Source organism: Solirubrobacter deserti (genome assembly GCF_027587175.1).
In the GTDB taxonomy this organism is placed as follows: domain Bacteria; phylum Actinomycetota; class Thermoleophilia; order Solirubrobacterales; family Solirubrobacteraceae; genus Solirubrobacter; species Solirubrobacter deserti.
This window is the reverse complement of the sequence record NZ_JAPCID010000055.1, coordinates 22,186-45,545: the sequence shown is the minus strand read 5'-3', so window position 1 is coordinate 45,545 and position 23,360 is coordinate 22,186. Positions and strand designations below refer to the sequence as shown.

30 protein-coding genes are annotated in these 23,360 nt (G+C 70.7%); 23 read left to right on the top strand and 7 right to left on the bottom strand.

Annotated elements, in window-relative coordinates:
- Nucleotides 1-213: 213 nt before the first annotated feature.
- From OJ962_RS28050 to OJ962_RS28035, 4 genes are all read right to left on the bottom strand, one after another.
- Nucleotides 214-474, bottom strand: a complete 261-nt coding sequence (locus OJ962_RS28050) for a hypothetical protein (protein WP_270006756.1) — start codon at nt 472-474, stop codon at nt 214-216.
- 148 nt (nt 475-622) lie between these two features.
- A complete protein-coding gene (locus tag OJ962_RS28045; RefSeq protein WP_202952676.1) occupies nt 623-1,078 on the bottom strand; it encodes a T3SS (YopN, CesT) and YbjN peptide-binding chaperone 1 in 456 nt (151 codons plus the stop codon).
- A gap of 18 nt (nt 1,079-1,096) precedes the next feature.
- On the bottom strand, nt 1,097-2,188 hold the full coding sequence (locus OJ962_RS28040; RefSeq protein WP_202952677.1) for an isocitrate/isopropylmalate family dehydrogenase: 1,092 nt from the start codon (nt 2,186-2,188) through the stop codon (nt 1,097-1,099).
- Nucleotides 2,189-2,360: 172 nt separating this feature from the next.
- Nucleotides 2,361-2,930: an HDIG domain-containing metalloprotein gene (locus OJ962_RS28035; protein ID WP_270006755.1), complete on the bottom strand. Its 570-nt coding sequence runs from the start codon at nt 2,928-2,930 to the stop codon at nt 2,361-2,363.
- 40 nt (nt 2,931-2,970) lie between these two features.
- On the opposite strand from OJ962_RS28035, the gene murA reads away from it, so the two are divergent.
- From murA to hisA, 7 genes are read left to right on the top strand one after another with little or no spacing between them, the layout of a single operon-like run.
- Entirely contained in the window at nt 2,971-4,263 is a 1,293-nt protein-coding gene (gene murA, locus OJ962_RS28030; RefSeq protein ID WP_202952679.1) for a UDP-N-acetylglucosamine 1-carboxyvinyltransferase, read from the top strand.
- Nucleotides 4,260-5,174: an ATP phosphoribosyltransferase regulatory subunit gene (locus tag OJ962_RS28025; RefSeq protein WP_202952680.1), complete on the top strand. Its 915-nt coding sequence runs from the start codon at nt 4,260-4,262 to the stop codon at nt 5,172-5,174. The genes murA and OJ962_RS28025 overlap by 4 nt, the downstream gene beginning before the upstream one ends.
- Nucleotides 5,171-5,794, top strand: a complete 624-nt coding sequence (gene hisG / locus OJ962_RS28020) for an ATP phosphoribosyltransferase (RefSeq protein ID WP_202952681.1) — start codon at nt 5,171-5,173, stop codon at nt 5,792-5,794. The genes OJ962_RS28025 and hisG overlap by 4 nt, the downstream gene beginning before the upstream one ends.
- The gene (hisD, locus tag OJ962_RS28015; RefSeq protein WP_202952682.1) at nt 5,778-6,947 is read left to right on the top strand and encodes a histidinol dehydrogenase; all 1,170 of its coding nucleotides are present in this window, start codon (nt 5,778-5,780) and stop codon (nt 6,945-6,947) included. The genes hisG and hisD overlap by 17 nt, the downstream gene beginning before the upstream one ends.
- A gap of 58 nt (nt 6,948-7,005) precedes the next feature.
- Nucleotides 7,006-7,608, top strand: a complete 603-nt coding sequence (gene hisB / locus OJ962_RS28010) for an imidazoleglycerol-phosphate dehydratase HisB (protein WP_202952683.1) — start codon at nt 7,006-7,008, stop codon at nt 7,606-7,608.
- Nucleotides 7,605-8,210 (top strand): imidazole glycerol phosphate synthase subunit HisH, encoded by a 606-nt coding sequence (gene hisH / locus OJ962_RS28005; RefSeq protein WP_202952684.1) that lies wholly within the window; start codon nt 7,605-7,607, stop codon nt 8,208-8,210. The genes hisB and hisH overlap by 4 nt, the downstream gene beginning before the upstream one ends.
- Nucleotides 8,207-8,935, top strand: coding sequence for a 1-(5-phosphoribosyl)-5-[(5-phosphoribosylamino)methylideneamino]imidazole-4-carboxamide isomerase (gene hisA / locus OJ962_RS28000; RefSeq protein ID WP_202952685.1), 729 nt, complete (start codon nt 8,207-8,209; stop codon nt 8,933-8,935). Before hisH ends, hisA begins: the two co-directional genes overlap by 4 nt.
- Here the strand turns inward: hisA and OJ962_RS27995 are convergent.
- The gene (locus tag OJ962_RS27995; protein ID WP_202952686.1) at nt 8,881-9,606 is read right to left on the bottom strand and encodes a TetR/AcrR family transcriptional regulator; all 726 of its coding nucleotides are present in this window, start codon (nt 9,604-9,606) and stop codon (nt 8,881-8,883) included. The two genes, hisA and OJ962_RS27995, sit on opposite strands and share 55 nt — an antisense overlap.
- A gap of 58 nt (nt 9,607-9,664) precedes the next feature.
- On the opposite strand from OJ962_RS27995, the gene OJ962_RS27990 reads away from it, so the two are divergent.
- Both OJ962_RS27990 and hisF read left to right on the top strand, forming a co-directional pair.
- A complete protein-coding gene (locus OJ962_RS27990) occupies nt 9,665-10,489 on the top strand; it encodes an NAD(P)H-binding protein (RefSeq protein WP_202952687.1) in 825 nt (274 codons plus the stop codon).
- 10 nt (nt 10,490-10,499) lie between these two features.
- The gene (hisF, locus tag OJ962_RS27985) at nt 10,500-11,270 is read left to right on the top strand and encodes an imidazole glycerol phosphate synthase subunit HisF (protein ID WP_202952688.1); all 771 of its coding nucleotides are present in this window, start codon (nt 10,500-10,502) and stop codon (nt 11,268-11,270) included.
- A 36-nt stretch (nt 11,271-11,306) separates the two neighbouring features.
- Here the strand turns inward: hisF and OJ962_RS27980 are convergent, their stop codons facing one another.
- Nucleotides 11,307-12,605, bottom strand: a complete 1,299-nt coding sequence (locus tag OJ962_RS27980) for an outer membrane protein assembly factor BamB family protein (RefSeq protein WP_202952689.1) — start codon at nt 12,603-12,605, stop codon at nt 11,307-11,309.
- A 44-nt stretch (nt 12,606-12,649) separates the two neighbouring features.
- On the opposite strand from OJ962_RS27980, the gene OJ962_RS27975 reads away from it, so the two are divergent.
- The 14 genes from OJ962_RS27975 (at nt 12,650) to OJ962_RS27910 (ending at nt 22,444) form a co-directional block, all read left to right on the top strand.
- A complete protein-coding gene (locus OJ962_RS27975; RefSeq protein WP_202952690.1) occupies nt 12,650-13,570 on the top strand; it encodes a CCA tRNA nucleotidyltransferase in 921 nt (306 codons plus the stop codon).
- Nucleotides 13,571-13,576: 6 nt separating this feature from the next.
- On the top strand, nt 13,577-14,224 hold the full coding sequence (locus OJ962_RS27970) for a YggS family pyridoxal phosphate-dependent enzyme (protein ID WP_202952691.1): 648 nt from the start codon (nt 13,577-13,579) through the stop codon (nt 14,222-14,224).
- A 48-nt stretch (nt 14,225-14,272) separates the two neighbouring features.
- A complete protein-coding gene (locus OJ962_RS27965) occupies nt 14,273-14,818 on the top strand; it encodes a cell division protein SepF (protein ID WP_202952692.1) in 546 nt (181 codons plus the stop codon).
- A 15-nt stretch (nt 14,819-14,833) separates the two neighbouring features.
- Entirely contained in the window at nt 14,834-15,562 is a 729-nt protein-coding gene (gene proC / locus OJ962_RS27960; RefSeq protein ID WP_202952693.1) for a pyrroline-5-carboxylate reductase, read from the top strand.
- Between the two features lie 2 nt (nt 15,563-15,564).
- Entirely contained in the window at nt 15,565-15,849 is a 285-nt protein-coding gene (locus OJ962_RS27955; RefSeq protein WP_238930965.1) for a YggT family protein, read from the top strand.
- Nucleotides 15,846-16,307, top strand: a complete 462-nt coding sequence (gene lspA / locus OJ962_RS27950) for a signal peptidase II (RefSeq protein ID WP_202952694.1) — start codon at nt 15,846-15,848, stop codon at nt 16,305-16,307. Before OJ962_RS27955 ends, lspA begins: the two co-directional genes overlap by 4 nt.
- Complete coding sequence (locus OJ962_RS27945; RefSeq protein ID WP_202952695.1) at nt 16,285-17,190, top strand: RluA family pseudouridine synthase; 906 nt, start codon at nt 16,285-16,287, stop codon at nt 17,188-17,190. Before lspA ends, OJ962_RS27945 begins: the two co-directional genes overlap by 23 nt.
- Before the next feature lie 210 nt (nt 17,191-17,400).
- Nucleotides 17,401-18,660 (top strand): 30S ribosomal protein S2, encoded by a 1,260-nt coding sequence (rpsB, locus tag OJ962_RS27940; protein ID WP_202952696.1) that lies wholly within the window; start codon nt 17,401-17,403, stop codon nt 18,658-18,660.
- Nucleotides 18,661-18,669: 9 nt separating this feature from the next.
- The gene (tsf, locus tag OJ962_RS27935) at nt 18,670-19,278 is read left to right on the top strand and encodes a translation elongation factor Ts (RefSeq protein WP_270006754.1); all 609 of its coding nucleotides are present in this window, start codon (nt 18,670-18,672) and stop codon (nt 19,276-19,278) included.
- Between the two features lies 1 nt (nt 19,279).
- Entirely contained in the window at nt 19,280-19,999 is a 720-nt protein-coding gene (pyrH, locus tag OJ962_RS27930) for a UMP kinase (protein WP_202952697.1), read from the top strand.
- A complete protein-coding gene (gene frr, locus OJ962_RS27925) occupies nt 19,996-20,553 on the top strand; it encodes a ribosome recycling factor (RefSeq protein ID WP_202952698.1) in 558 nt (185 codons plus the stop codon). The genes pyrH and frr overlap by 4 nt, the downstream gene beginning before the upstream one ends.
- Nucleotides 20,550-21,212: a polyprenyl diphosphate synthase gene (gene uppS, locus OJ962_RS27920; RefSeq protein ID WP_270006753.1), complete on the top strand. Its 663-nt coding sequence runs from the start codon at nt 20,550-20,552 to the stop codon at nt 21,210-21,212. The genes frr and uppS overlap by 4 nt, the downstream gene beginning before the upstream one ends.
- 6 nt (nt 21,213-21,218) lie before the next feature.
- On the top strand, nt 21,219-22,013 hold the full coding sequence (locus OJ962_RS27915; RefSeq protein ID WP_202952699.1) for a phosphatidate cytidylyltransferase: 795 nt from the start codon (nt 21,219-21,221) through the stop codon (nt 22,011-22,013).
- Nucleotides 22,010-22,444: a DUF6328 family protein gene (locus tag OJ962_RS27910; protein ID WP_202952700.1), complete on the top strand. Its 435-nt coding sequence runs from the start codon at nt 22,010-22,012 to the stop codon at nt 22,442-22,444. The genes OJ962_RS27915 and OJ962_RS27910 overlap by 4 nt, the downstream gene beginning before the upstream one ends.
- Here the strand turns inward: OJ962_RS27910 and OJ962_RS27905 are convergent.
- Nucleotides 22,422-23,354 (bottom strand): GlxA family transcriptional regulator, encoded by a 933-nt coding sequence (locus tag OJ962_RS27905; protein ID WP_202952701.1) that lies wholly within the window; start codon nt 23,352-23,354, stop codon nt 22,422-22,424. The genes OJ962_RS27910 and OJ962_RS27905 overlap by 23 nt on opposite strands.
- Nucleotides 23,355-23,360: the final 6 nt, after the last annotated feature.

Genomic DNA, 23,360 nt, shown 5'->3' with positions numbered 1-23,360 from the left:
GGCGGGGCGTGTGGCCGCGGCGGGCCGCGCGGCGGCGCACGCTTGGGCGCCGCAACGTCGCGCGGGCGCGGCTGTGCGGCGCCGGTGGCCGCTTCGGCCCGGGCGGGTGGGCGCCGGATTGCGCCCGGGCCCGGGTCGAGCGGGTGTGTTCCGCTCCGCGGCCCGGCCGGATCGATCAGTCCTCCCAGACCAGATCGCCGGCGGGCGCGGGGGTCAGGTGCGGCTGTGGGTCGCCGGGCGATGAACCGGCGACGTGCACACCTGTGGCCGGGCGGGCACCATCCCTGGGCGCTTCCGGCTCTTACGACGATGATCGAGCGTGCGGCGGTGCGGGTGCTCGACGGTGGGGGCGGGCGACGATTCGGTCATGGTCGCGCGGTTGGCCTCACCCAGCGTGACGAACTCCAGGGCCGTGTCCATGGCCCCGCGCACCAGCTCTCGGAGCGAGCGCTTGTTCTGGCGGCGATCGGTCATCGAAGGGAACATGTGTTCGCAAGGCTATGGATCCGGTCGGACGGAAAAGGACCCAAAGAGCGGGAACCTCACCCCGGAATTTGCGGATCCCACGCCGTAGAGCCGAACACGGGTTCGTGGGCTGCAAGCGATCTTGCAGAGCTCGGAATCAGGGGCCGGTGTCGCCGGTCTCGCCGAGTTTGACCTCGAACGGCTTGCCGCCCAGGGCGTCTGCGAGCTCGTCGTCGAGGCGGTCGGCGGCGCCCGCGATCTCGTAGATCGCGTTGACCAGCTCGCCCGCCTGCAGCGTCTCGCCGAGCAGGTCGTAGCGGGCGATCAGCACCCCGTCCCGGAACGTGAACTTCACGAAGAAGAAGCTCCGGTTGAGGTCGTTCAGCAGGTTCAGCGCCTGCGCGGCGCCGGGTGAGTCAGGATCGATGTCCTGCAGGACGGGGGAGTGGACGATGATGACGACGCTGTCGTCCTGCCACTCGCGGAAGTCGATGAAGACGGCAGCGGAGTCGAACCGCAGCCGGTAGGTCCGGCCGTCGCCGGAGACCTGGTACCGCAGCCCTTCGCGAACCAGGATCCCCGCGACCTGCTCGATGCTCGCGTCGACGTCCACCCCGCCGACAATGATGCCTCAGCGAGCGCCCAAGGAAGACCAGACTTCCATCTTGGTCCGGATGCGGTCCAGGACGTCGTCGGTGAACTCCGACGTGGTCGCGTGACCGCCGAGATCGATCGTCTTGACGCCCGAGGCGGTGGCCTCCAGCACGGACTCGTAGACGGCGCGCGAGGCGCGATCCGCGCCGGCATGGCCCTTCGCACCCGCGTACGAGAGCACGGACCCGCAGGCCAGCAGCATCGCCATCGGGTTCGCCAGGTTCTTGCCGAACAGCGACGGCGCGGTGCCGTGCGGCGCCTCGGCCATGGCGACCTGCACGTTGTAATCGGCATCGAAGCTCAAGAGCACCGACTCGGCTCCGGCGATCGACCCGAACATCGGCATGACCAGGTCGCTCAGGCAGTCGCCGTCTCGATTCAGTGCGGGAATCACGAGCGGTGAGTCGGCAGCGCCGGAGATCAGCCCCGCGTACAGCGCGTCGATCAGGACCGGCTGGTAGACGACGCTCGAGTACTTGGCCGCCGCGGCGTCCATCTCCTCCTTGAGCAGCCCGTCGTAGATCGGCGAGACGGTCCACTTGGGCCCGCCGTACACCTTCGCGCCGATCCGCTCGGCGAACATGAACGAGTACTCGGCGACGGCCCGGCACGTCGAGCGCGAGATCCGCATCGTCATGAACGCGGCTTCCTCGTCCTCGTCCCCCTCGCGCCACTGCTTGGCGCCGTAGGCGTCGTCGACGGCCATGCGCACGACGGAGATCGGGTGGTAGACGCCCGAGACGGGACCGACGACGCCCGGGATCCGCCGCCCGGTGCGCACGATCACCTTGCCGTCGACCTCCTCGCGCAGGATGCGGTTCGGGGAGCCGACGTCGTCCTTGCCCTCCGGCGTGATCGTCGCCGCCTTGAGCCCGAAGCCGGCCTCGCGCATCGCGCCCGCCGCCTCGTGGACGATCTCATTCCCGGTCTCCCGCCGCTTCTCGAGCGACAGGTCGTAGTGGACCAGCTCGAGCTCGAGACCGAGCAGCGAGGGATCGAGGACGCGGATCGACTGCTCGAGCAGCTCCTGACCCGTCTCGTCGCCCTCGAGGACGATGATCTTCAGCATCGACGAGGCAGGTTAGCCCGCTTGGCCGCGAGGCCCGTGCATCGCCGGCGAATGCAACCGTCGTCCCCGCCGGTTCCGGGCAGGCCCGAGCGTGCTGGTGGCCCGTGGTGCCTGCCCGGGGGGCAGGGCGGGCAGGGCCGGCCGGAATGTGCGGAGTCGCGGCCGGGCGGGCTCAGCCCGAAGGCGTGCGGGCGAGCCCGAGCTCGGCCGCGTGCGGCTCCAGCGCCGCGATAACAAACGCGATGTGCTCGTCGAGATCGACGCCGAGCAGCTCGGCGCCCTCGTGCAGGCCCTCGCGATCCACCTCACGCGCGAACGCGGGCGTCTTCATCTTCTTCTTGACCGACTTGGGCGTGAGGCCCTCGATGCCGGTGGGGCGTACGTAGGCGCACGCCATGACGAACCCGGACAGCTCGTCGACCGCGAACAGCGTCTTCTCCATCGGCGTGTCGCGCGAGACCTCGAGGTAATCCGCGTGGGACGCGACCGCGCGCACCATGTCCTCCGGGAAGCCGAGCCGCTCGAGCTCGGCCAGCGCGTAGCGCGGGTGGCCCGTGTGGAGGTCCGGATAGCGCTCGTAGTCGAGGTCGTGGAGCATCCCGACCATGCCCCAGCGCTCGACGTCCTCGCCGAACTTCTCCGCGTACGCGCGCATGCAGGCTTCGACCGCGAGCACATGACGACGCAGGCTCTCGGACTCCGTCCACTCGCAGAACAGCGTCCAGGCTTCGTCACGGGTCATGGGCAGCGGCATGGGACTCGGTAGCCTAGCCGCCGCCAACATGGAGAAGTTCGTCATCGAAGGCGGGGTGCCGCTGTCCGGCACCGTCACGCCCGCCGGCAACAAGAACGCCGCGCTGCCACTGCTCGCCGCCTGCCTGCTCACGGACGAGGACGTCACGCTGTACAACGTCCCCGCCATCCGTGACACGGAGGCGCTGCTGGAGCTGCTCGTGGACCTCGGCGTGACCGTCGAGCGTCCGGACCTCAACACCGTCAAGCTCAACGCCGCCAACGTCAACAAGACGGAAGTGGACGCGGACCTGGCCGAGCGCATCCGCGCCTCGTTCCTGGCCGCGGGCCCGCTGCTCGCGCGCTTCGGGTCGGCGACGATGCCGCCTCCGGGCGGCGACGTGATCGGCCGCCGCCGCCTGGACCCGCACCTGGACGCGTTCCGCGCGCTCGGCGCGACCGTCGAGCACGGCCGCGACGTCGTCATCAAGGCGCCGGCCGAGGGCCTGGCGCCGTGCGACTTCTTCATGGACGAGCCGTCCGTGATGGGTACGGAGAACGCCCTGATGGCGGCCGCGGGGGTCGCGGGCACGACCGTGATCCGCAACGCCGCGTGTGAGCCGCACGTGCAGGACGTCGCGCGCATGCTCAACAAGATGGGCGCCGCGATCGAGGGCATCGGGTCCAACGTCATGACGGTGCACGGCGTCGCGACGCTCGGCGGCTGCGAGTACTCGGTATCGCCTGACCACATCGAGATCGGGTCGTTCATGGCGCTCGCGGGCGTGACCGGCGGTGAGCTGGACATCAAGGGCTGCGTCGCCGACGACCTGCGCATGGTGCGGTTGGCGTTCCGCCGCCTCGGGCTGGAGTCCGAGATGCGTGAGGACGGCACCTGCCACATCCCGGGCAACCAGACCCTGAAGGTCGCGCGCGACGCCGGCGACTACCAGTCCAAGATCGAGGACGGCCCCTGGCCCGCGTTCCCGGCGGACCTCACGTCGATCGCGGTCGCGCTCGCCACCCAGGCCGAGGGCAGCGTCCTGATCTTCGAGAAGATGTTCGAGAACCGCCTGTTCTTCGTGGACAAGCTGATCTCGATGGGGGCGGAGATCACGATCTGCGACCCGCACCGGGCGATCGTCATCGGCCCGCGGCAGCTGCGCGGCGCGCGCGTCTCCTCCCCGGACATCCGCGCCGGCATGGCGATGCTGATCGCCGCCGTGTGCGCGCAGGGCACGAGCGAGATCCACAACGTGCGCGACATCGACCGCGGCTACGAGCGCATCGACGAGCGCCTGCGCGCGCTGGGGGCCAACATCGAACGCGTTCCGGTGACGTGATCCACCCGATCCCCAGCGGCACGCGAGACGTGCTCCCGGACGAGCTCCGGGAGCTGCGGGCGATCACGGACGCGATGCGGACCGTGTTCGACGCCCACGAGTACGGCGAGGTCGCCACGCCCGCGCTCGAGTACGAGACCGTGCTCACGCGCGGGGACTCGGCCGCCGCCGATCCCGCGTACCGGCTCTTCGACGAGCACGGCAACGTGCTCGTGCTGCGGTCGGACATGACGATCCCGATCGCGCGCGTGGTCGCGACCCGCTATGGGACCGCGTCGCCGCCGCTGCGCTTCTCCTACATCGCGAGCGCCTACCGCGCGGTCAAGCAGCACCGCGGGCAGCCGCGGGAGATCCTGCAGGCGGGGATCGAGCTCGTCGGCGCGCCCGGGCCGGCCGGCACGGCCGAGGCGATCACGGTGCTGTGCGCGGCGCTGGACGCCGCCGGCCTGGACTCCTACCGGGTCGGCCTGGGGGACGCGTCGCTGTTCTCGCGGGCGCTGGACCGTGCCGGCGTGCACGACACCGGGCCGATCCTGCGGGAACTGGCCGCGGGCGACATGGTCGGGCTCGAGCGCGAGCTGCGCGCCGCGGGCGCGGTCGAGCTGCTGGACATCGCGCGGGCACGCGGCGGCGTGGAGATCGTGCCCGAGGGCGAGCCGCTGCGCGAGGTCTATGAGCTGCTGGCGGAGGACGTGGCCGGGCGCGTGATCTTCGATCTTGGGCTGGTGCGGACGCTGGGCTATTACACGGGCCCGGTGTTCGAGGTCTATGACGCCGCGTTCGGCTCGCCGCTGGGCGGCGGCGGGCGCTATGACGACCTGCTCGGGCGCTTTGGCCGTCCACTGCCCGCGTGCGGCTGGGCGCTGGACGTCGAGCGGGTGCACGCGGCGGCGCTGGGGGAGGGTCGATGAGGATCGCGGTTCCGCGCGGGGCGCTGTTCAAGGAAGCGCTCGACGTGCTCGACGGCCTCGGCATCGACACGGCCGAGGTGCGCTCCAACGACCGCAAGCTGCTGTTCGAGGAGGCGGGCCTGATCACGATGCGGCCGTCCGACGTGCCCACCTATGTGGAGTCGGGCGCCGCGGACATCGGCATCACGGGCAAGGACGTGCTCGCCGAGCATCCCGAGCGCAACGTCTATGAGCTGCTGGACCTCGGGTTCGGCCGCTGCCGGATGGTGTTCGCGACGGTCGAGGGCGAGGACGTCGCCACCGAGGCGCTGCGGCGGCTCGGGATCATGCGGATCGCGACCAAGTACCCGAACATCGCGGCCTCGTACTTCGAGTCGACGGGGCGGCAGGTGGAGATCGTCGAGGTCAAGGGCTCCGTCGAGCTCGCGCCGCTGACGGGCATGGTGCACGGGATCGTCGATCTGACGGCGACGGGCACCACGTTGCGCGAGAACGGGCTCGTGGTCCGCGAGGAGATCTCGGTCGCGACGGCGCGGCTGATCGCCAACCCGGTCTCCTACCGGGTCAAGGCGGCGGAGATCGACGCGGTGCTGGAGAAGCTGCGTGCCACTCACGCCTGAGCAGCGGGCGGCGGAGATCCGCGCTTCGGTGCCGCCGGGCGCGTCGGTGGCCGAGGACGTCGCGACGATCATCCGGCACGTGCGCAAGGACGGCGATCTGGCCGTCGAGGAAATGGAGGCGGAGGTCGGCGCGGGGCTGAGCGCGCCATTCACGCCGCCGCCGGGCGCGCTGCCCGACGATGTGCGGGCGGGGCTGCTGGTCGCGATCGAGAACGTGCGGGCGGTGGCCGAGGCCGGCGTGGACGAGCCGCGGACGGTGACCCTGCCGCAGGGCCACACGGTGACCCTGCGCGAGGAGCCGGTCCGGCGCGCGGCGGTGTACGCGCCCGGTGGGCGCAACCCGTACCCGTCCACCGTCGTGATGGGCGTCGTGACGGCGCGCGCGGCCGGGGTGGACGAGGTGTACGTGGTCGGCGCGCCGCATCCGGTGATGGTCGCCGCGGCCGAGCTGTGCGGTGCGGACGGCTACTTCGCGGTGACCGGGGCGCAGGCCGTCGCCGCGCTGGCGTACGGCACGGGATCGATCCCGGCGGTGGACGTGATCGTCGGCCCGGGGTCGTTGTGGGTGCAGGAGGCCAAGCGGCAGGTGTCCGGCGTCGTCGGGATCGACGGGTTCGCGGGACCTTCCGACCTGACGGTGGTCGCGACCGAGGGCGCCGACCTCGAGGTGCTGGCCGCGGACATCGCGGGGCAGGCAGAGCACGGCGAGGGATCGCTCACGGTCGCGGTGAGTGACAACGAACAGATTCTGTCATCGCTCAACGCACAGCACGATGTGCTCGTCGCGACGATGGACGAGGCCCTCGCGTTCGTGGAAGCCCTCGCGCCCGAGCACCTGCAGCTGGCCGGCGCCGACGCCGAGGCGCTCGCGCCGCGCATCCGGTCCGCCGGCTGCCTGTTCGTGGGGAGCGCGAGCGGCACCGCGTTCGGCGATTACGTCGCGGGTTCGAACCACGTTCTGCCGACCGAGGGCGCGGCGCGCTTCGCCTCTGGCCTCAACGTGCGCCACTTCCGGCGCCGCATGGCGGAGGTCCGTGTGGGCGACGCGGGCGCCGCGCTGGCGGCCGCCGGCGTGCCGATCGCCGAGGCCGAATCCTTCGCCCTCCACGCCGCGAGCATGTCGCTGCGGAACCGCTCAAGGCCGGCGCCTTGACCGGTTCCTCCGCCTCGCAAGTCCGGCTGGCGCCGGGCTTGCGTCAGAATCCTCGTCCGTGAGCTCCCGAACCGCAACGATCGCCCGCAAGACCGGGGAGACCGACGTCTCGCTGACGCTCGGCCTGTCCGGAACCGGTGCCGGTACGCGTTCCACCGGCGTCGGGTTCTTCGACCACATGCTCGACCTGCTCGCCCGCCACGGCAAGTTGGATTTGGACGTCAAGGTCGACGGAGATCTGCACACGGGATCGCATCACACGGTCGAGGACACAGGGATCGTGCTCGGCCAGGCGCTCGACCAGGCGCTCGGCGACCGGCGCGGGATTTTCCGCTACGGGCACGCGGTCGTGCCGATGGACGAGGCGCGTGCGATGTGCGCGATCGACATCTCCGGCCGCCCGTACACGCTGGTCACGGGCTTCGACCGGCTGCCGGGCGGGACGATCAACGGCTTCGACTACGAGGAGGCCGAGGAGTTCTTCCGCGCGGTCGCGTCCGCGGCGCGTCTGACGCTTCACATCGAGCTGCAGGCCGGCACCAACGGCCACCACATGATCGAGGCCTGCTTCAAGGCGTTCGCGCGCGCCCTGCGCGCGGCGGTCTCCATCGACCCGGAGGAGACCGGCGTGCCGTCGACCAAGGGGACGCTGACGTCATGATCGCGATCGCCGACTACGGGATGGGCAACCGCCGCAGCGTCGAGAAGGCGCTCGCGCACGTGGGCGCGGAGTCCGTGATCACGACCGACGTCCGCGATGCGAGCGCGATCATCCTGCCCGGCGTGGGCGCCTTTCCGGAGGCCATGCGCCACCTCGAGCGCTCCGGCCTGGGCGAGCAGCTCAAGGAGCGCGCCGCTGCCGGCGTCCCGCTGCTCGGGATCTGCCTCGGGATGCAGCTGCTGTTCGAGTCCTCCACCGAGCACGAGGGCGCCGAGGGCCTGGGCATCCTGCCCGGCACGGTGACCAAGCTCGAGTCCCCGCGGCTGCCGCACATCGGCTGGAACCTCGTCACGTTCGCCCGCGAGTCCGCCCTCACGGAGGGCCTGGGCGAGGCCGCGCCCTTCTACCACGTGCACTCGTTCGCCTGCCGGCCGTCGGACGCCTCCGACGTCGTGGGCACGAGCGAGTACGGCGAGCGGTTCGTGAGCGTCGTCGAGCGCGACAACGTCATGGCCGCCCAGTTCCACCCCGAGAAGTCCTCAACCGACGGTCTACAGATGCTTAAGAACTTCGCGGCCCTCGCCGCCGTGCCGGTCGCATGATCCTCTACCCCGCGATCGACATCATGGACGGCCAGGCCGTGCGGCTGGTCGAGGGCAAGTTCGAGGACTCGACCAAGTACCACGACGACCCGGTCGAGGCGGCCAAGTCCTGGCTCGCCGCCGGCGCGCGTTACTTGCACGTCGTCGACCTCGACGGCGCCCGCTCCGGCGCCCCGAAGTCGCTCGAGCACCTGCGCCGGATCGTGTCCGAAACCGGCATCCCGGTCCAGTACGGCGGCGGCCTGCGCACCGTCGAGAACGTCCGCGACGCCCTCCGCGCCGGTGCCGAGCGCGCCGTGATCGGCACCGCCGCGTTCAAGGACATCGACTTCCTCGACGACGTCGTCGCCCAGTTCGGCCCGCGGATCATGATCGCCGTGGACGTCAAGCACGGCATGATCGCCACCGAGGGCTGGACGCAGACCACCTCGCTGCCGGTCGTCGACGCCATCCAGCGCCTCACCGGCCGCGGCGTGCGCTCGTTCATCTACACCGACGTCTCGCGCGACGGCAAACTCACCGGCCCGGACCTGGAGTCGGTGAAGACCGTCGCGGAGGCCGTGCGCGGTCGCTTCATCTACTCCGGCGGGATCGGCTCGCTCGACGACCTGCGCGCGCTCGCGCAGCTGCGCCAGGTGAACCTGTCCGGCGTGATCGCGGGCAAGTCGCTCTACGAGAAGAAGTTCACGGTCGCCGAGGGGCAGGCGGCGCTCGACGGCAGGTAGCCGCCGATGCGCTCCAGCCACTCGGCCAGGAGCGTGCGCTCGGCGGCGCTGAAGCCCGGCAGCTCGGGCGCGGCGGCGTGCAGTGCGACCGCCGCGGCGGCCGTGTGATCGCCCGCGGCGGCCGGGGCGTCCGTGAGCGCGGTGCACATGACCGCGTCGAAGAGCAGCTCCGCGAGAAGCGGGTCGCGGGTGTCCTCCGGCGTCGCCAGCAGCGTGAGGATGGCGCCGGTGCCCGCAGCGTGGATGAGCTCGACGACCCGGTGCTCGGGCAGCTGCAGCCGACCCGCGACGGCGATCCGGTGCACGCGCCCGCGCAGGATCTCCAGGCCGGCCGCCGCGACGGGCGAGGGCGGGCGCCCGGGGTCGGCGAGGATGGCGAACAGCGCCGGGTGGGTCAGGCCGAAGCGGATGTGGTGGTCCCACGCGGCGCGCAGGTCGGCGACGGGGTCGTCGGTCTCGTCGGCGAGCGCCTTGGCGTCGACGTAGCGGGCGAAGGCCCGTTCGGCGACGGCGTCGAGCAGGCCGTCCTTGTCACCGAAGAGCCGGTAGATCGCCGGCGCCTGCACGCCGGCGGCTTCCGCAACGCCGCGCGTGGTGACCGCCGCGAGGCCATGCTCCTGCAGCAGGCGGGCGGCGGCGTCGACGATGCGGGTGCGCAGATCGGACGGCATGCGAACGACGATATCAGTCTGACGTTATCAGCGATAGTAACAGTGGTACTGTAACGGCATGATCATCGTTACCGGGGCCACCGGCCAGCTCGGGTCCCTCATCGTCGAGCGCCTGCTCGAACGCGTCCCGGCCGAGGCGGTCGGCGTGAGCGTCCGCGACCCCGACCAGGCCACCTCTCTGGCCGAGCGCGGCGTGCGCGTGCGGCGCGGCGACTTCGCGGAGCCCGACACGCTCGCGGCGGCGTTCGAAGGCGCCACCCAGGTGCTCGTCGTGTCCGTCAACGCCCTCGGCGCGGAGAACGTCGCCATGACCACGGGCGCCATCGACGCCGCCTACGCCGCGGGCGCGCGTCGCGTCCTGTACACCAGCCAGCAGGCCGCCGCGGCGGACTCGCACTTCGCACCCGCGCGCGACCACGCCGCCGTCGAGGCGCACCTGCGCGCCGGCGGACGGCCGTTCACGGCGCTGCGCAACGGCTACTACGCCGAGAGCCTCGAGTTCCAGCTCCGAGGGGTCAGCGAGCGCGGAAGCATTGCGCTGCCGGCCGACGGGCCCGTGTCCTGGACGGCCCGCGCCGACCTGGCGGAGGCCGCGGCCGTGATCCTCGCCGACGAGGGCCGCTTCGACGGTCCGACGCCGCCGCTGATCGGCGCCGAGGCCGTCGACTTCGACCACGTGGCGGCGTTGCTCGGTGTCGAGCGGACCGTCGTCGACGACGACGCGTGGGTCGCGGGCCTGATCGAGACCGGCGTCCCGGAGGCGGTCGCAAAGCTCTTCCTCGGCTCGTTCCTGGCCTCGCGCGCCGGCGAGTTCGACCGCACCGATCCGACGCTCGCCACTCTGCTCGGCCGCGCGCCCACGCCGGTGGCCGCGACGTTCTAGGGTCATTGACGTGCACTACAAGCGCGTCATTCCCTGCATGGACGTGGACAACGGCCGCGTCGTCAAGGGCACCAAGTTCATCGACATCCGCGACGCCGGCGATCCGGTCGAGCTCGCGGCGCACTACGACGCGCAGGGCGCGGACGAGCTGATCTTCCTCGACATCACGGCGACCTCAGATAAGCGGGCGACCGTGGTTGAGTTGGCGCGACGCGCCGCGGACGACGTGTTCGTGCCGTTCACGATCGGCGGCGGCGTGCGACAGGTGCAGGACGCGCACGACGTGCTGGACGCGGGCGCGGACAAGGTGTCGATCAACTCCGCGGCGCTCGCGCGGCCCGAGCTGATCGACGAGCTGGCGACGGTGTTCGGCGCCCAGTGCGTGGTGCTCGCGATCGACGCCAAGCGGCGCCCTGACGGCTCCTATGAGGCGTTCGTCGCCGGCGGCCGCACACCGACCGGCAAGGACGCCGTCGAATGGGCCAAGGAGGGCGTGGAGCGCGGCGCGGGGGAGATCCTGCTCACCTCCATGGACCGCGACGGGACCAAGGACGGCTACGAGCTGACCCTCACGCAGCGCATCAGCCAAGGCGTGGACGTCCCCGTGATCGCGTCAGGCGGGGTGGGGGAGCCGCAGCACCTGATCGACGGCCTGGCCGCCGGCGCCGACGCCGTCCTGGCCGCCTCGATCTTCCACTACGGCAGCCACACGATCCCCGAGGTCAAGGACGCCCTGCGCAACGCGGGCTTCCCCATGCGCCCGATCTCGGCGAGGGCGTGACCCGGAGGATCGCCCTCTGGGCGATGCTCACACGCCTCAGCGCGGCCTGAGCGCGTACAGCGTCGAGTAGCCGGTCAGGAAGATCGTGCGGCCGTCGCTGATGACGGGGTTGAACGCGCCGCGGCCCATCGTGAACACGGCCTTGCCGGTGCGCACGCCGCGGCCCGTCGTGGTCTTCTTGCCCCAGTTCGAGTAGTAGACGACGTCGCCGACGACGGTCGCGCCGCCGCTGATCTTGCCGCCTTCCTTCTTGGACCAGATGACCTTGCCGTTGCGGGCGTCGACGGCGTAGAAGGTGCCGTCGTAGGAGCCGAAGAAGACGGTCGGCTTGCCGCCCTTGGGCTGCATCACCGCGGGCGAGGCGTACACGTAGGACCCGGTGCCCTTCGTCCACGCGAGCTTGCCGTTGTCGGACGAGAACGAGTACATGCGGCCGTCCGTGTTGCCCAGATACACGCGGCCGAAGGCGACGGCCGGCGTGGAGTAGAACTGGCCCGATCCCAGGCCGAAGCGCGCGCCGCGGGTGGTGGACGCCCACACCTGCTTGCCGTCGGGCTGGCGGATCGCGTACACGCGGCCCTTGTAGTCGCCGAAGTAGAGCTTCCCGTTGGCCAGCGCGAGCCCGGCCTTCACCGCGCCGCTCGCCTTGAACGTCCAGCGCACGCCCCCGTCGCCGGCGCGCAGGTTGTAGACCGTCCCGTTCTCGGACCCGAAGTACACACGGTTGCCGTCGAAGACCGGAGAGGATTCAGAACGTGACGGCAGCAGCCGCTTCCACAGGATCTTGCCCGTCTCGGCGTCCAGGGCGAAGATCGCGCCGGGCTTGCGGCGCCCGCGCTCGAGCACCGTGGCGAACACGCGCCCGTTGCCGTAGGCGGGGGTGGAGGCGGCCAGGTGACCGATCTTGCGCTTCCAGACGGCCTTGCCGGTGCGCTTGTCGATCGCGTGCAGCGCGCCGTTGTTGCGCAGGACGAACAGCTTGCCCTCGGCCATCGACGGCGAGAACTCCATCAGCACCGAGCCCGGGTAGGTCCACACGCGCCGGAAGGGCGGCCGCAGCTGCTGTGAAGCGGGCAGGAACTTGCGCTTGTCCTTGGAGTAGCCGTAGCCCGCCCACACGAAGTTGCGCAGCGGATCCTGCTGCTTGGACTTGGCGGGCGGCTCCGTGGGAACCGGGGTCGGCTCGGCGGTGACCGTCGGCTCCTCGACGAACGCGACGTCCTCGTTGTTCACGTCCTCGGGCGGGCGCGTCAGTGCGAACACGGCGCCCCCGGCGACGAGCACGAGCGCCACCACGGCGGTGGCACCCAGGAGCCACTTCTTCCTGGCCGTCATGGGCCAAGCAGGGTAGAGGGGCCACTTAACGGAACATGTGGGCCATGGAGTTCCTCGACGGCGAGCGCGACGTGTACCTGGTGGGCGGCGCCGTGCGCGACGAGCTGCTCGGGCGCACGCCGAAGGAGCTCGACTTCGTCGTCGAAGGCGACGCGATCGCGGTCGCCCGGCGCGTGGCGGGACGATTGGACGCCGAGCTCACGGTCCACGAGCGCTTCGGGACCGCGACCGTCCGCACCGCGACCGACGCGATCGACTTCACCAGCGCCCGCACGGAGACCTACGAGCGGCCCGGTGCACTGCCCACCGTGCATCTCGGCGCGACCCTCAAGCAGGACCTGGCTCGCCGCGACTTCACGGTCAACGCCATCGCCCGCACACTCGACGGTGACCTGATCCCCTGGACGGGCGCGCTCGCGGACCTGCGCGGCCGCGTCCTGCGCGTCCTGCACGACCGCTCGTTCATCGACGACCCGACGCGCATGCTGCGGCTCGTGCGTTACGCGCACCGCCTGAACTTCGAGCCGGACCCGCGCACGCGGGAGCTGTTCGACCTCGACCTGCTGCAGACCGTCAGCCAGGACCGCGTGAACCGCGAGATCCGGCTGCTGCTGGACGAGTCGCCGCACCTGCTCAGCCAGTACGGCCCGCTGTCCGACGCGCCCGACATCACCGCGGCGCTCAAGCTCCATACCCGTACCGACGTCCCCGACGCCGACCTGTGGCGCCTATTACGCCGCGAGCGGCCGGAAACCGTCGACCTGCTCGTCGCCGCGGGCGACAGAGGCGCCCGCCGCTACCGCGACCACCTTCGCCACCAGCGGCTGGAGATCGGCGGCCGCGACCTGATCGAGCGCGGCCTCACCGGCCCCGCCATCGGCGCCGGGCTGGAACGCGCGACCGTCGCGATGCTCGAGGGCCGCGCGCCCGACCGTGAGTCCCAACTCCAGGTTGCGCTTTCCTAACGCCCCATGCCGCGCCAGTTCACCGACCTCGACGCCGACCGCATCCGCGCCAACCTCGAACGGATCAAGAGCGACATCGCGGACGCGGGCCGCGACCCGGCCGAGGTCGAGATCCTGGCGGCGGTCAAGTACGTCCCGATGGAGGAGATCGGCACGCTGGCCGAGGCCGGGCTCACGCTGCTGGGCGAGAACCGCGCCCAGGAGCTCGAGGACAAGGCGACGCGCCACCCGGGCTTCCGCTGGCACTTCATCGGCCAACTGCAGTCGCGCAAGGTCAAGCAGATCCTCCCGCACGCGACCCTGGTCCACTCCGTCGCGTCCGAGTCCGCGCTCAACCAGCTGGCCAAGCACGGCACGCCCGACACCGAGATCCTGCTCGAGGTCAACGTCGCGCAGGAGCCGGGCAAGGCCGGCATCGCGCCCGACGAGCTCGAGCGCTATCTGGAGGCGAGCCGCGTCAACGTCGTGGGACTGATGACGATGCCGCCGTTCGCCTCCGACCCCGAAGCCAGCCGCCCGCACTTCGCCCACCTGCGGGAGCTCGCGCACGCCCACGGCCTGCAGCACCTGAGCATGGGCACGTCCCAGGACTTCGCGGTCGCTGCAGCGGAGGGTGCAACGATTGTGCGAATCGGCACCACGTTGTACACGTAGGATGGTTTGCAGGGAAAGCGGCGCGCGCCGCGAACCGAGCACCGACCCGTGAGCAACTCCTTCCGCAAAGTTCTTGTCTACTTCGGCCTCGCTGAGGACCGCGAGTACTACGACGACGACGAGCCCGACTACCAGGAGCCCGAGCGGGAGACCGCGGCCCGGTACGAGGAGCGCCCGAACGTCCGCCGGATGCCTTCGCGGCGCCGCCGTGACGAGATCGACGACATCTTCGGCGACGACTCTCCGTCCGAGCGCCGGACCACCCAGCTCCGTCCCGTGGGAGGAACGGCTTCACGGCCTGCCAACGGCCGCGGGGAGGTTCGCGTGCATCTCGTGGTGCCCAAGTCGTTCAACGACGCCCAGGACGTCGCCGACAAGTTCAAGGAATCGATCCCGGTGATCGTCAACCTGCAGGGCGCGGACCCCAACCTGTCCGTGCGCTTCGTCGACTTCGTGTCGGGCCTGACGTACGCGCTCGACGGCGGCATGCAGCGGATCGCCAACAAGGTGTTCCTGCTCACCCCGCGCAACGTCGAGGTGTCCGCCGAGGAGCGGGCCGCGCTCATCGAGAAGGGCTTCTTCAACCAGTCCTAGACTGGCGGGCCGACTATGCAGGTCGGCTTCATCGGATCGGGCAACATGGCGAGCGCGCTGGCGCGTGGCTGGGGCGACCCCGTGCTCGCCAGCGACTCCGGCTCCGGCCGGGCCCAGACCCTCGTGGACGAGCTCGGCGGCGAGCGCCTGTCCAACGCCGAGGTCTTCGAACGCGCCGACCTCGTGATCCTCGCGCACAAGCCGTACCAGCTCGAGCAGGTGGCCGGACCGATCACCACCGAGAAGCCGATCGTGTCGATCCTCGGCCGGGCGACCGTCGCCGAGATCGAGGCCGTCTACCCGAGCTCGCCGGTCATCCGGGTGGAGCCGAACACGCCCGCCGCCGTGCGCCGCGGCGTGACCGTGCTCGCCGCCTCCGAGCGGCCCGAGGCGGCGACCGTCAGGGCGCTGTTCGAGCGCGTCGGCACGGTGGTCGAGGTGCCGGAGCGGCTGCTCGACGTCGCCGGCGCGGTGACCGGCGTCGGCCCCGCGTTCTGGGCGCTGTTCGTCGAGGCCTACACCGATTCCGCGGTCCGTCACGGCATCCCGGCCGCCCAAGCCGCCACACTGGTGACCGAGACCATGGCCGGAACCGCCGCCCTGCTGACCCAGACCGACACGCTCTCCCTCCGCCGCGGCGTCACCTCGCCCGGCGGCTCGACGGCGCGCGGGCTGGCGGCGCTGGAGCGCGGCGGCGTGCGCGCGGCCGTGGCCCAGGCAATGGACGACGTGGTGGGAGGCTGAACTTGAACGAGCTCGCGGACTTCTTGGCGGCGCTGATCCTGGTCTACACGCTGATCATCTTCGCCTCGATCATCGTCTCGTGGCTGTTCTCGTTCGGCGTCCGCGTGCCGTACTCACGCCCGCTGAACGCCGTCTTCGACTTCCTGCGCGACGTGACGAACCCGTACCTGCGGATCTTCCGCCGGCTCGGTCTGCAGTTCGGGCCGATCGACTTCAGCCCCGTGGTCGCGATCCTCGTCCTGCAGATCGGCGGCGGCTTGCTGGTCGGCCTCATCCGGCCCGGATGAGCCCGCGCAGCACGATCCTGCGCGCCGCGATCGTCACGCTCGCGGTGATCGTCGCCGACCAGCTGACCAAGGCGCTCGTCCGCGCGGAGATCGACCGCTTCGAGGAGATCGAGCTGATCCTCGGCATCAAGCTGGTCCACACCCGCAACACGGGCGTGGCCTTCAGCATGCTGTCCGGGGGCGGGCCGCTGGTCGTGATCATCGCCTGCGTCGCGCTCGCGGCGCTGCTGATCTTCTTCTTCACGCACCTCAGGCAGCGGCTGATCTGGTTGCCCGTCGGGATGCTGCTCGGCGGCGCGGCCGGAAACCTGATCGACCGGATCCGGATCGGCGCCGTCACCGACTTCATCGACTTCCCGTACTGGCCGGCGTTCAACGTCGCCGACATCGGCGTGACGTTCGGCGTGATCGTGCTCATCATCGTCCTCGAGGTCAATGACCGACGTTCGCGTACCTGACGAAGCCGCCGGCGAGCGGCTCGACGTCTTCCTGGCCGAGACGGTCGGCTCCCGCGCGAAGGCGCAGAAGCTGATCGAGGCGGGCCTCGTGCTCGTCGACGGCAAGCCCCGGCAGAAGCGCTACGCGCTGCTCGGGGGCGAGACGATCGAGGTCGCGGCCGCGCCAGAAGGGCCGCGCGAAGAGGTCCCCCCCGCCGAGTTCGAGATCGCCTACGAGGACGACCGGCTGATCGTGGTCAACAAGCCGGCGGGGGTCGTCGTGCACCCGGGCGTCGGCAACCGCGAGGGAACGCTCGTGCAGGCGCTGGCGGGGCGGGTCGCGGGCGGCACCGACCCCGACCGGCCGGGCGTCGTGCACCGTCTGGACCGCGACACGTCCGGCCTGCTGGTCCTCGCCCGCGACGAGGAGACGCTGTTCGCGCTGCAGGAGGCACTGCGCCGGCGCGAGGTCACGCGCGAGTACCTGGCACTCGTCGAGGGCCGGCCGCCGGCCAGGCGCGGGACGATCGACGCGCCGCTCGGCCGCGACCGCCGGGTGCGGACGCGGATGAGCACGGACACCGACGATCCGCACGAGGCGATCACCCACTTCGAGACCGAGCGGACCTTCCCGAACGACACGCTGTTGACGGTCACGCTGGAAACCGGGCGCACGCACCAGATCCGGGCGCATCTGTTGGCGATCGGGCATCCCGTGGCCGGCGACCCGGAATACGGCCACGCCGGAAGACACGGCCTTTCCAGGCAGTTCCTGCACGCGCAACGACTCGCGTTCAATCATCCTGAAACCGGGGCACCGATGGAGCTGCGGGCGCCACTCCCGGAGGACCTGGTCAGGGCCCTCCGGGAGGCGTCAGGGGAACGAACAGACCATGCGGTGTAGGGGAACCTAGGCCGGCTCGTCACAGACCGAAACGCAGGCGTCCGCAAAAACTTTTCTAAACTCTTCGCGAGCACGTTCCCTACCCCGGGCTGTGAGCTTCCAGATGAAGCGAGCGTCCCGAGGCCGCGGTTCCTGCCCGGCGCCTGTCAGCCGGGTCCGCGTCACCTCATCGCCCGGATTCCATATCCCACGTAACAAGGAGAAACTCCCATGGCCGAAGTTGGCCTCAAGGAGCTGCTGGAAGCCGGAGTCCACTTCGGTCATCAGACGCGCCGCTGGAACCCGAAGATGCGCCGCTTCATCCACGGCGAGCGTGGCGGCATCTACCTGATCGACCTGATCAAGACGCAGGCCCTGCTCGAGCAGGCCCAGCGTTTCGCGACCGAGATCGCCCACCGCGGCGGCACGGTCCTGTTCGTCGGCACCAAGAAGCAGGCGCGCGACGGCATCAAGGAGATCGCCGAAGCGTCGAACATGCCGTACGTCAACCACCGCTGGCTCGGTGGCCTGCTGACGAACTACCAGACGATGTCCGCGCGCATCAAGCGCCTGCACGACCTCGAGCGCTACGCCTCCGAGGGCCAGCTGTCGCTGCTGCCGACGCGCGAGCGCCTGGCCGCCGAGGCCGACCTCCTGAAGCTGCAGGCCAACCTGGGCGGCGTCAAGAACATGACGCGCGTCCCGGACGCGATGTTCGTCATCGACCTCAAGACCGAGGCGATCGCCGTGCGCGAGGCCCAGCGCCTGCGCATCCCGATCATCGGCCTGGTCGACACGAACGCCGACCCGGACGGCATCGACTACGTGATCCCGGGCAACGACGACGCGATCCGCGCCTGCAACATCATCACCCAGGCGATCGGAGACGTCGTCCAGCAGGGCCGCGCCCGCTTCCGCTCCGAGGAGGAGCAGGCCCGCGCCGAGGCCGCCGCGCAGCAGCAGCGCGAAGCCGAGGAGCGCGCCCGCCGCGAGGCCGAGGAGCAGGCCGCCGCCGAGGCCGCCAAGCGCGCCGAGGCCGAGGCCGCGCTGACGCACGCCGGCGAGGGCGTGCCGCGCGAAGAGGCCGAGGCGCAGGTCGCCCAGGCCGTCCAGGATCTGGGCCGCCCGGTCGCGCACCGCCGTCAGGCCGAGGCCGAGGCCGCCGTTCAGGCCGCCGAGGAGCCGGGTATCCCCGCCACGGGCGGCGCCAACCCGCCGCTGCGCGAGCGCCAGAACCCGGGCGGCGCGGAGCGCGAGAAGGCGCCGGCGTCCCCGACCGAGGAGCCGACCCCGTCCGCGGGCGAGCAGGCTCGGGCGGCGGCCGCCGCCGCCAAGGCCGAGCCGGCGCCCGCCGCTCCGGAGCCGGGCCCGAGCCCGGTCGCCGAGGAGGCCGCCGCGGCCGCCCCCGCCGACGTCGAAGCTGCCGCTCCCACGCCTGAGCCCGAAGCGCCCGCCGCCGACGTGACGGCGGACGAAAAGACCGAGAACTAAGGACGAGACGTGACGACCCCCACCATTTCCGCCAAGCAGGTCAAGGAGCTCCGCGACCGTACGGGCGCGGGCATGATGGACTGCAAGAACGCCCTCGCCGAGACGGGCGGCGACATCGACGCCGCCGTCGAGCTGCTGCGCGTCCGCCTGGGCGACAAGGCGCTCAAGGTCGGTGACCGCGAGGCCACCGAGGGCACCGTCGCCTCCTACATCCACTCCAACGGCAAGGTCGGCGTGCTGGTCGAGGTCGACTGCAACACCGACTTCGTCGCGCGCAACGACGACTTCCAGGCATTCGCCCGCGAGATTGCGATGCACATCGCCGCCTCGCCGCAGGTCAAGTACGTCTCCGAGGACGAGATCTCCCAGGAGGCCAAGGACGCCGAGCTGCGCGTGTTCGAGCAGCAGGCGGCCGACAAGCCCGAGCACATCCGCCCAAAGATCGCCGAGGGCAAGCTCAAGGCCTGGATGAACGACGTGGTGCTGCTCAACCAGCCGCACGTCAACCAGGACAAGTACGACGGCAAGACGATCGAGGAGCTGCGCGCGAACCTCTCCGGCACCGCCGGCGAGAACATCGTGATCCGGCGCTTCGCCCGCTTCGCGGTCGGCGCGTAGGTTGTCCGATCCGGTCTTCAGTCGGGTCCTGATCAAGCTGTCGGGCGAGGCCCTCATGGGCCCGCTCGACTACGGGACCGACCCCGAGACGGTCGGGAAGATCGCCGACCAGCTCAAGACGGTCCACGATCGCGGCGTGGAGATCGGCATCGTCCTCGGCGCGGGCAACATCTATCGCGGGTTGGCCGCCGCCGCCGAGGGCATGGACCGTGCCACCGGTGACTACATGGGCATGCTCGCGATCGTGCTCAACGCGCTCACGCTGCAGGACGCGCTGGAGACGCGGGGCGTGCACACGCGCGTGCAGTCGGCGATCACGATCTCCGAGGTCGCCGAGCCGTACATCCGCCGGCGGGCGATGCGCCATCTCGAGAAGAAGCGCGTCGTGATCTTCGCCGCGGGCACGGGCAACCCGTTCTTCACCTCCGACACCGCGGCCGCGCTGCGCGCCGTGGAGATGCACGCGGAGATCCTGCTGATGGCCAAGAACGGCGTCGACGGCATCTACACGGCCGATCCGCGCAAGGACCCGGACGCCGAGTTCATCTCGGAGATCACCGCCAAGGAGGCGCTCCAGCGCGACCTGCGGGTGATGGACCAGACGGCGTTCGCCCTGTGCATGGAGAACGGCCTGAACATCCGGGTCTTCGACATGGCCGACGACTCCAACATCAACCGGATAATCTCCGGCGATCGAGTGGGGACGCTGGTGACGACGTGATCGACGAACTGCTTACAGACGCGCGCGAGCACATGGACAAATCCGTGGAGGCGACGCGCCAGAAATTCCTTTCGGTGCGCGCCGGACGGGCCAACCCGTCGCTGCTGGACCGCATCAACGTGGAGTACTACGGGACCATGACGCCGCTGAAGCAGATGGCGTCGATCAGTGCTCCCGAGCCCCGGCTGCTCACCGTGCAGCCGTACGACAAGAGCTCGATCAAGGCGATCGAGCGGGCCATCCAGGAATCGGACCTCGGGCTCACGCCCAACAACGACGGCTCCGTCGTGCGCCTGGTGCTGCCGGAGCTCACCGAGGAACGCCGCAAGCAGCTCGTCAAGGTCGTCAAGAGCTTGACCGAGGACGGCAAGGTCGCGCTGCGCAACATCCGGCGCGACGTCATGCACGACCTCAAGGAGCTCAAGGACGCCGGTGAGGCCGGCGCCGACGACGAGCATCGCGCCGAAGAAGCGCTGCAGAAGCTGACCAACGAGAAGGTCGCCGAGCTCGACGCGCTGCTCAAGGCCAAGGAAGCCGAGATCACCGAGGTGTGAGCGCCACCTACGTCGCCATCATCATGGATGGCAACGGGCGGTGGGCTCACCAGCACGGCGTCCCGATCGCAGAAGGCCATAAGGCAGGCGCCGACACGGTCAAGGCCCGCTTGCGCGATGCCGTCGACCTCGGCGTGCGCGAGCTGACCCTGTACTCGTTCTCGACCGAGAACTGGAACCGCCCGCAGGACGAGGTGGACGCGCTGATGGCGCTGTTCAGCGCGCGCATCATCGACGAGACGCCCGAGCTGCACGACGAGGGCGTCAAGATGCGGTTCGTCGGGCGGCGCGACGGCGTGCTGCCCGAGCTGCTCGAGCAGATGGCGTGGGCGGAGTCCAAGACCGCGGCGAACACGCGGCTGACGCTGTTCGTCGCGTTCAACTACGGCGGCCGCTCGGAGATCCTCGACGCTGCCGAGAAGTACACCGGCGGCGGCGAGGACGAGTTCCGCAAGCTGCTGTACGCGCCCGAGATGCACGACCCGGACCTGCTGATCCGCACCAGCGGCGAGCAGCGGATCTCGAACTACCTGCTGTGGCAGGCGGCCTACAGCGAGCTGCACTTCACCGACGTGCTGTGGCCGGATTTCTCGCGCGCCGACTTCGAGGAGGCTCTGGCGTCGTACGAAGCCCGCGTGCGGCGGTTCGGGGGACGCTGAGCCGCCGTGTCAGACCTCCTCAACCGCGTGTTGGTGGCGGTCCCGGCGGTGGCCTTCGCGGTCCTGATCATCTGGCAGGGCGAGTGGGTGTTCGCCGCCGGCATCGGGGCGCTGGCCGTGATCTGCGTCCACGAGCTCACGGTCATGATCGAGCGCGCGCGGCCCGTGCGGCTGGCGGCGATGCTCGGCGTGCTGGGCCTGGTCGTCGCGGGCACGGCGGGGGACGAGCGGCAGGTGCTGCTCGCGCTGGCCGCGACCGTGCCGCTGACGTTCTTCCTGGCGTGCCTGATGCCGCAGCGCGAGCGCATCACGGCGTCGATCTCGGCGACGATGCTGATCATCGTCTGGATCGGGCTCGGCGTCGCGCACGCGGCGATGCTGCGCGGGCTCGACCACGGCGGGGCGCTCGTGGTGATGATCCTGCTGGGCACGTTCGTGGGGGACACGTTCGCCTACTTCGGCGGCCGAGCGTTCGGGCGTCACAAGCTCGCCCCGACGATCTCGCCCAACAAGACCGTCGAGGGCCTGGCGTGCGGCATCGTCGTCGGCACGCTGATCGTCTGGTACTGGTCCCGGACCTACGACGGGGACTGGATCTCGGGCACCGACGGGCTGATCCTGGGTCTGACGGCGGTCATCGCCGCACCGATCGGTGACCTGTTCGAGTCGCTGATCAAGCGCGACATGGGTACGAAGGACACCGGGACCCTGTTCGGGGCCCACGGCGGCGCGCTGGACCGCGTGGACGCCGCGCTCTTCGCGCTCGTCGCCGGCTACTACGTGTGGCTTGTATTGGCATGAACGACGAGGACAAGCGCGACCGGCAGATGCTGGAGCTCCTGAACGAGCTCCGGGTCGCGCTTCCCGGCGTCCAGTTCCTGCTCGCCTTCCTGCTGACCGTCCCGTTCGCCCAGGGCTTCGAGCGCATCACGCGGTTCGAGAAGACGGTCTTCTACGGCGCGCTGCTGTTCACGGCCGCGTCCGTCGTGTTCCTGATCGCGCCGTCGGCCACGCACCGCCTGCGCTTCCACCAGCGCGACCGCACGTTCGTGATCGAGTCGGCCAACAAGTACCTGATCGCCGGCCTGGTGTGCCTGGCGATCGCGATCGTGCTCGCCATGGTCATGGTCACGTCGTTCCTCTACGAGCACTGGATCGTGATCGCCGGCCCGGCTGTGATCGGGCTGATGCTCGTGGTCTTCTGGTTTCTCAGGCCGCTCGTGCGCGGCTGAACGTCCGCCGGTAGGCGGTCGGCGTGGTGGAGAGGTGGCGGTGGAAGTGCTTGCGCAGGTTCGCGGCGGTGCCGAAGCCGCACCGGTCGGCGATGTCGTCGACCGAGGCCGCGGTGGTCTCGAGCAGGGTGCGGGCGGCGTCGACGCGGGCGGACAGCAGCCAGCGCAGCGGTGAGACGCCCGTCTCGGCCTGGAAGCGGCGGGCGAAGGTGCGCTCGGAGACGTGCGCGTGGGCGGCGAGCTCACGGACGGTGAGCGGGCGCTCGAGGTGCTGCAGCGCCCAGGCGCGGGTGGGGGCGAGGGAACCGCCCGGGTGCTTGGGCAGCGGTTGCTGGACGTACTGGGCCTGGCCGCCCTCGCGGTGCGGCGGGACGACGATCCGGCGCGCGACCCGGGCGGCGAGATCCGCGCCGTGGTCGGTGCGCAGGATGTGCAGGCACAGGTCCAGGCCCGAGGCGACGCCCGCGCTGGTGAGCACGTCGCCCTCGTCGACGTACAGGACGTCGGGCTCGACGCTGACGTGCGGGTGCCGCGCGATCAGGTCGGCGGCGTCGCGCCAGTGCGTCGTCGCGCGGCGGCCGTCGAGCAGTCCCGCGGCCGCGAGCGCGAAGGCGCCGGTGCAGATCGAGACGATCCGGCCGGGCGCGCCGCGCAGCGCCTCCAGCACCGGCTCGTCCGGGACGCGCAGGTGCGGGGAGAAGCCCGGGACGATCACGGTGTCCGCGTGCGCGAGCGCCTCCAGGCCGGCCTGGGCGGTGATCGCGAAGCCCGCCATCGTGGGCACGGACGGCGTCGCGGCGCAGACCGTCACGCGGTACGGCGTCTCCTCGTAGGTGCCGAACACCTGCGCGGGGATCGCGAGGTCGAGCGGGACGACCGCGTCGAGGGCGAGGACGGCGACTTCGTGCACTTGGCT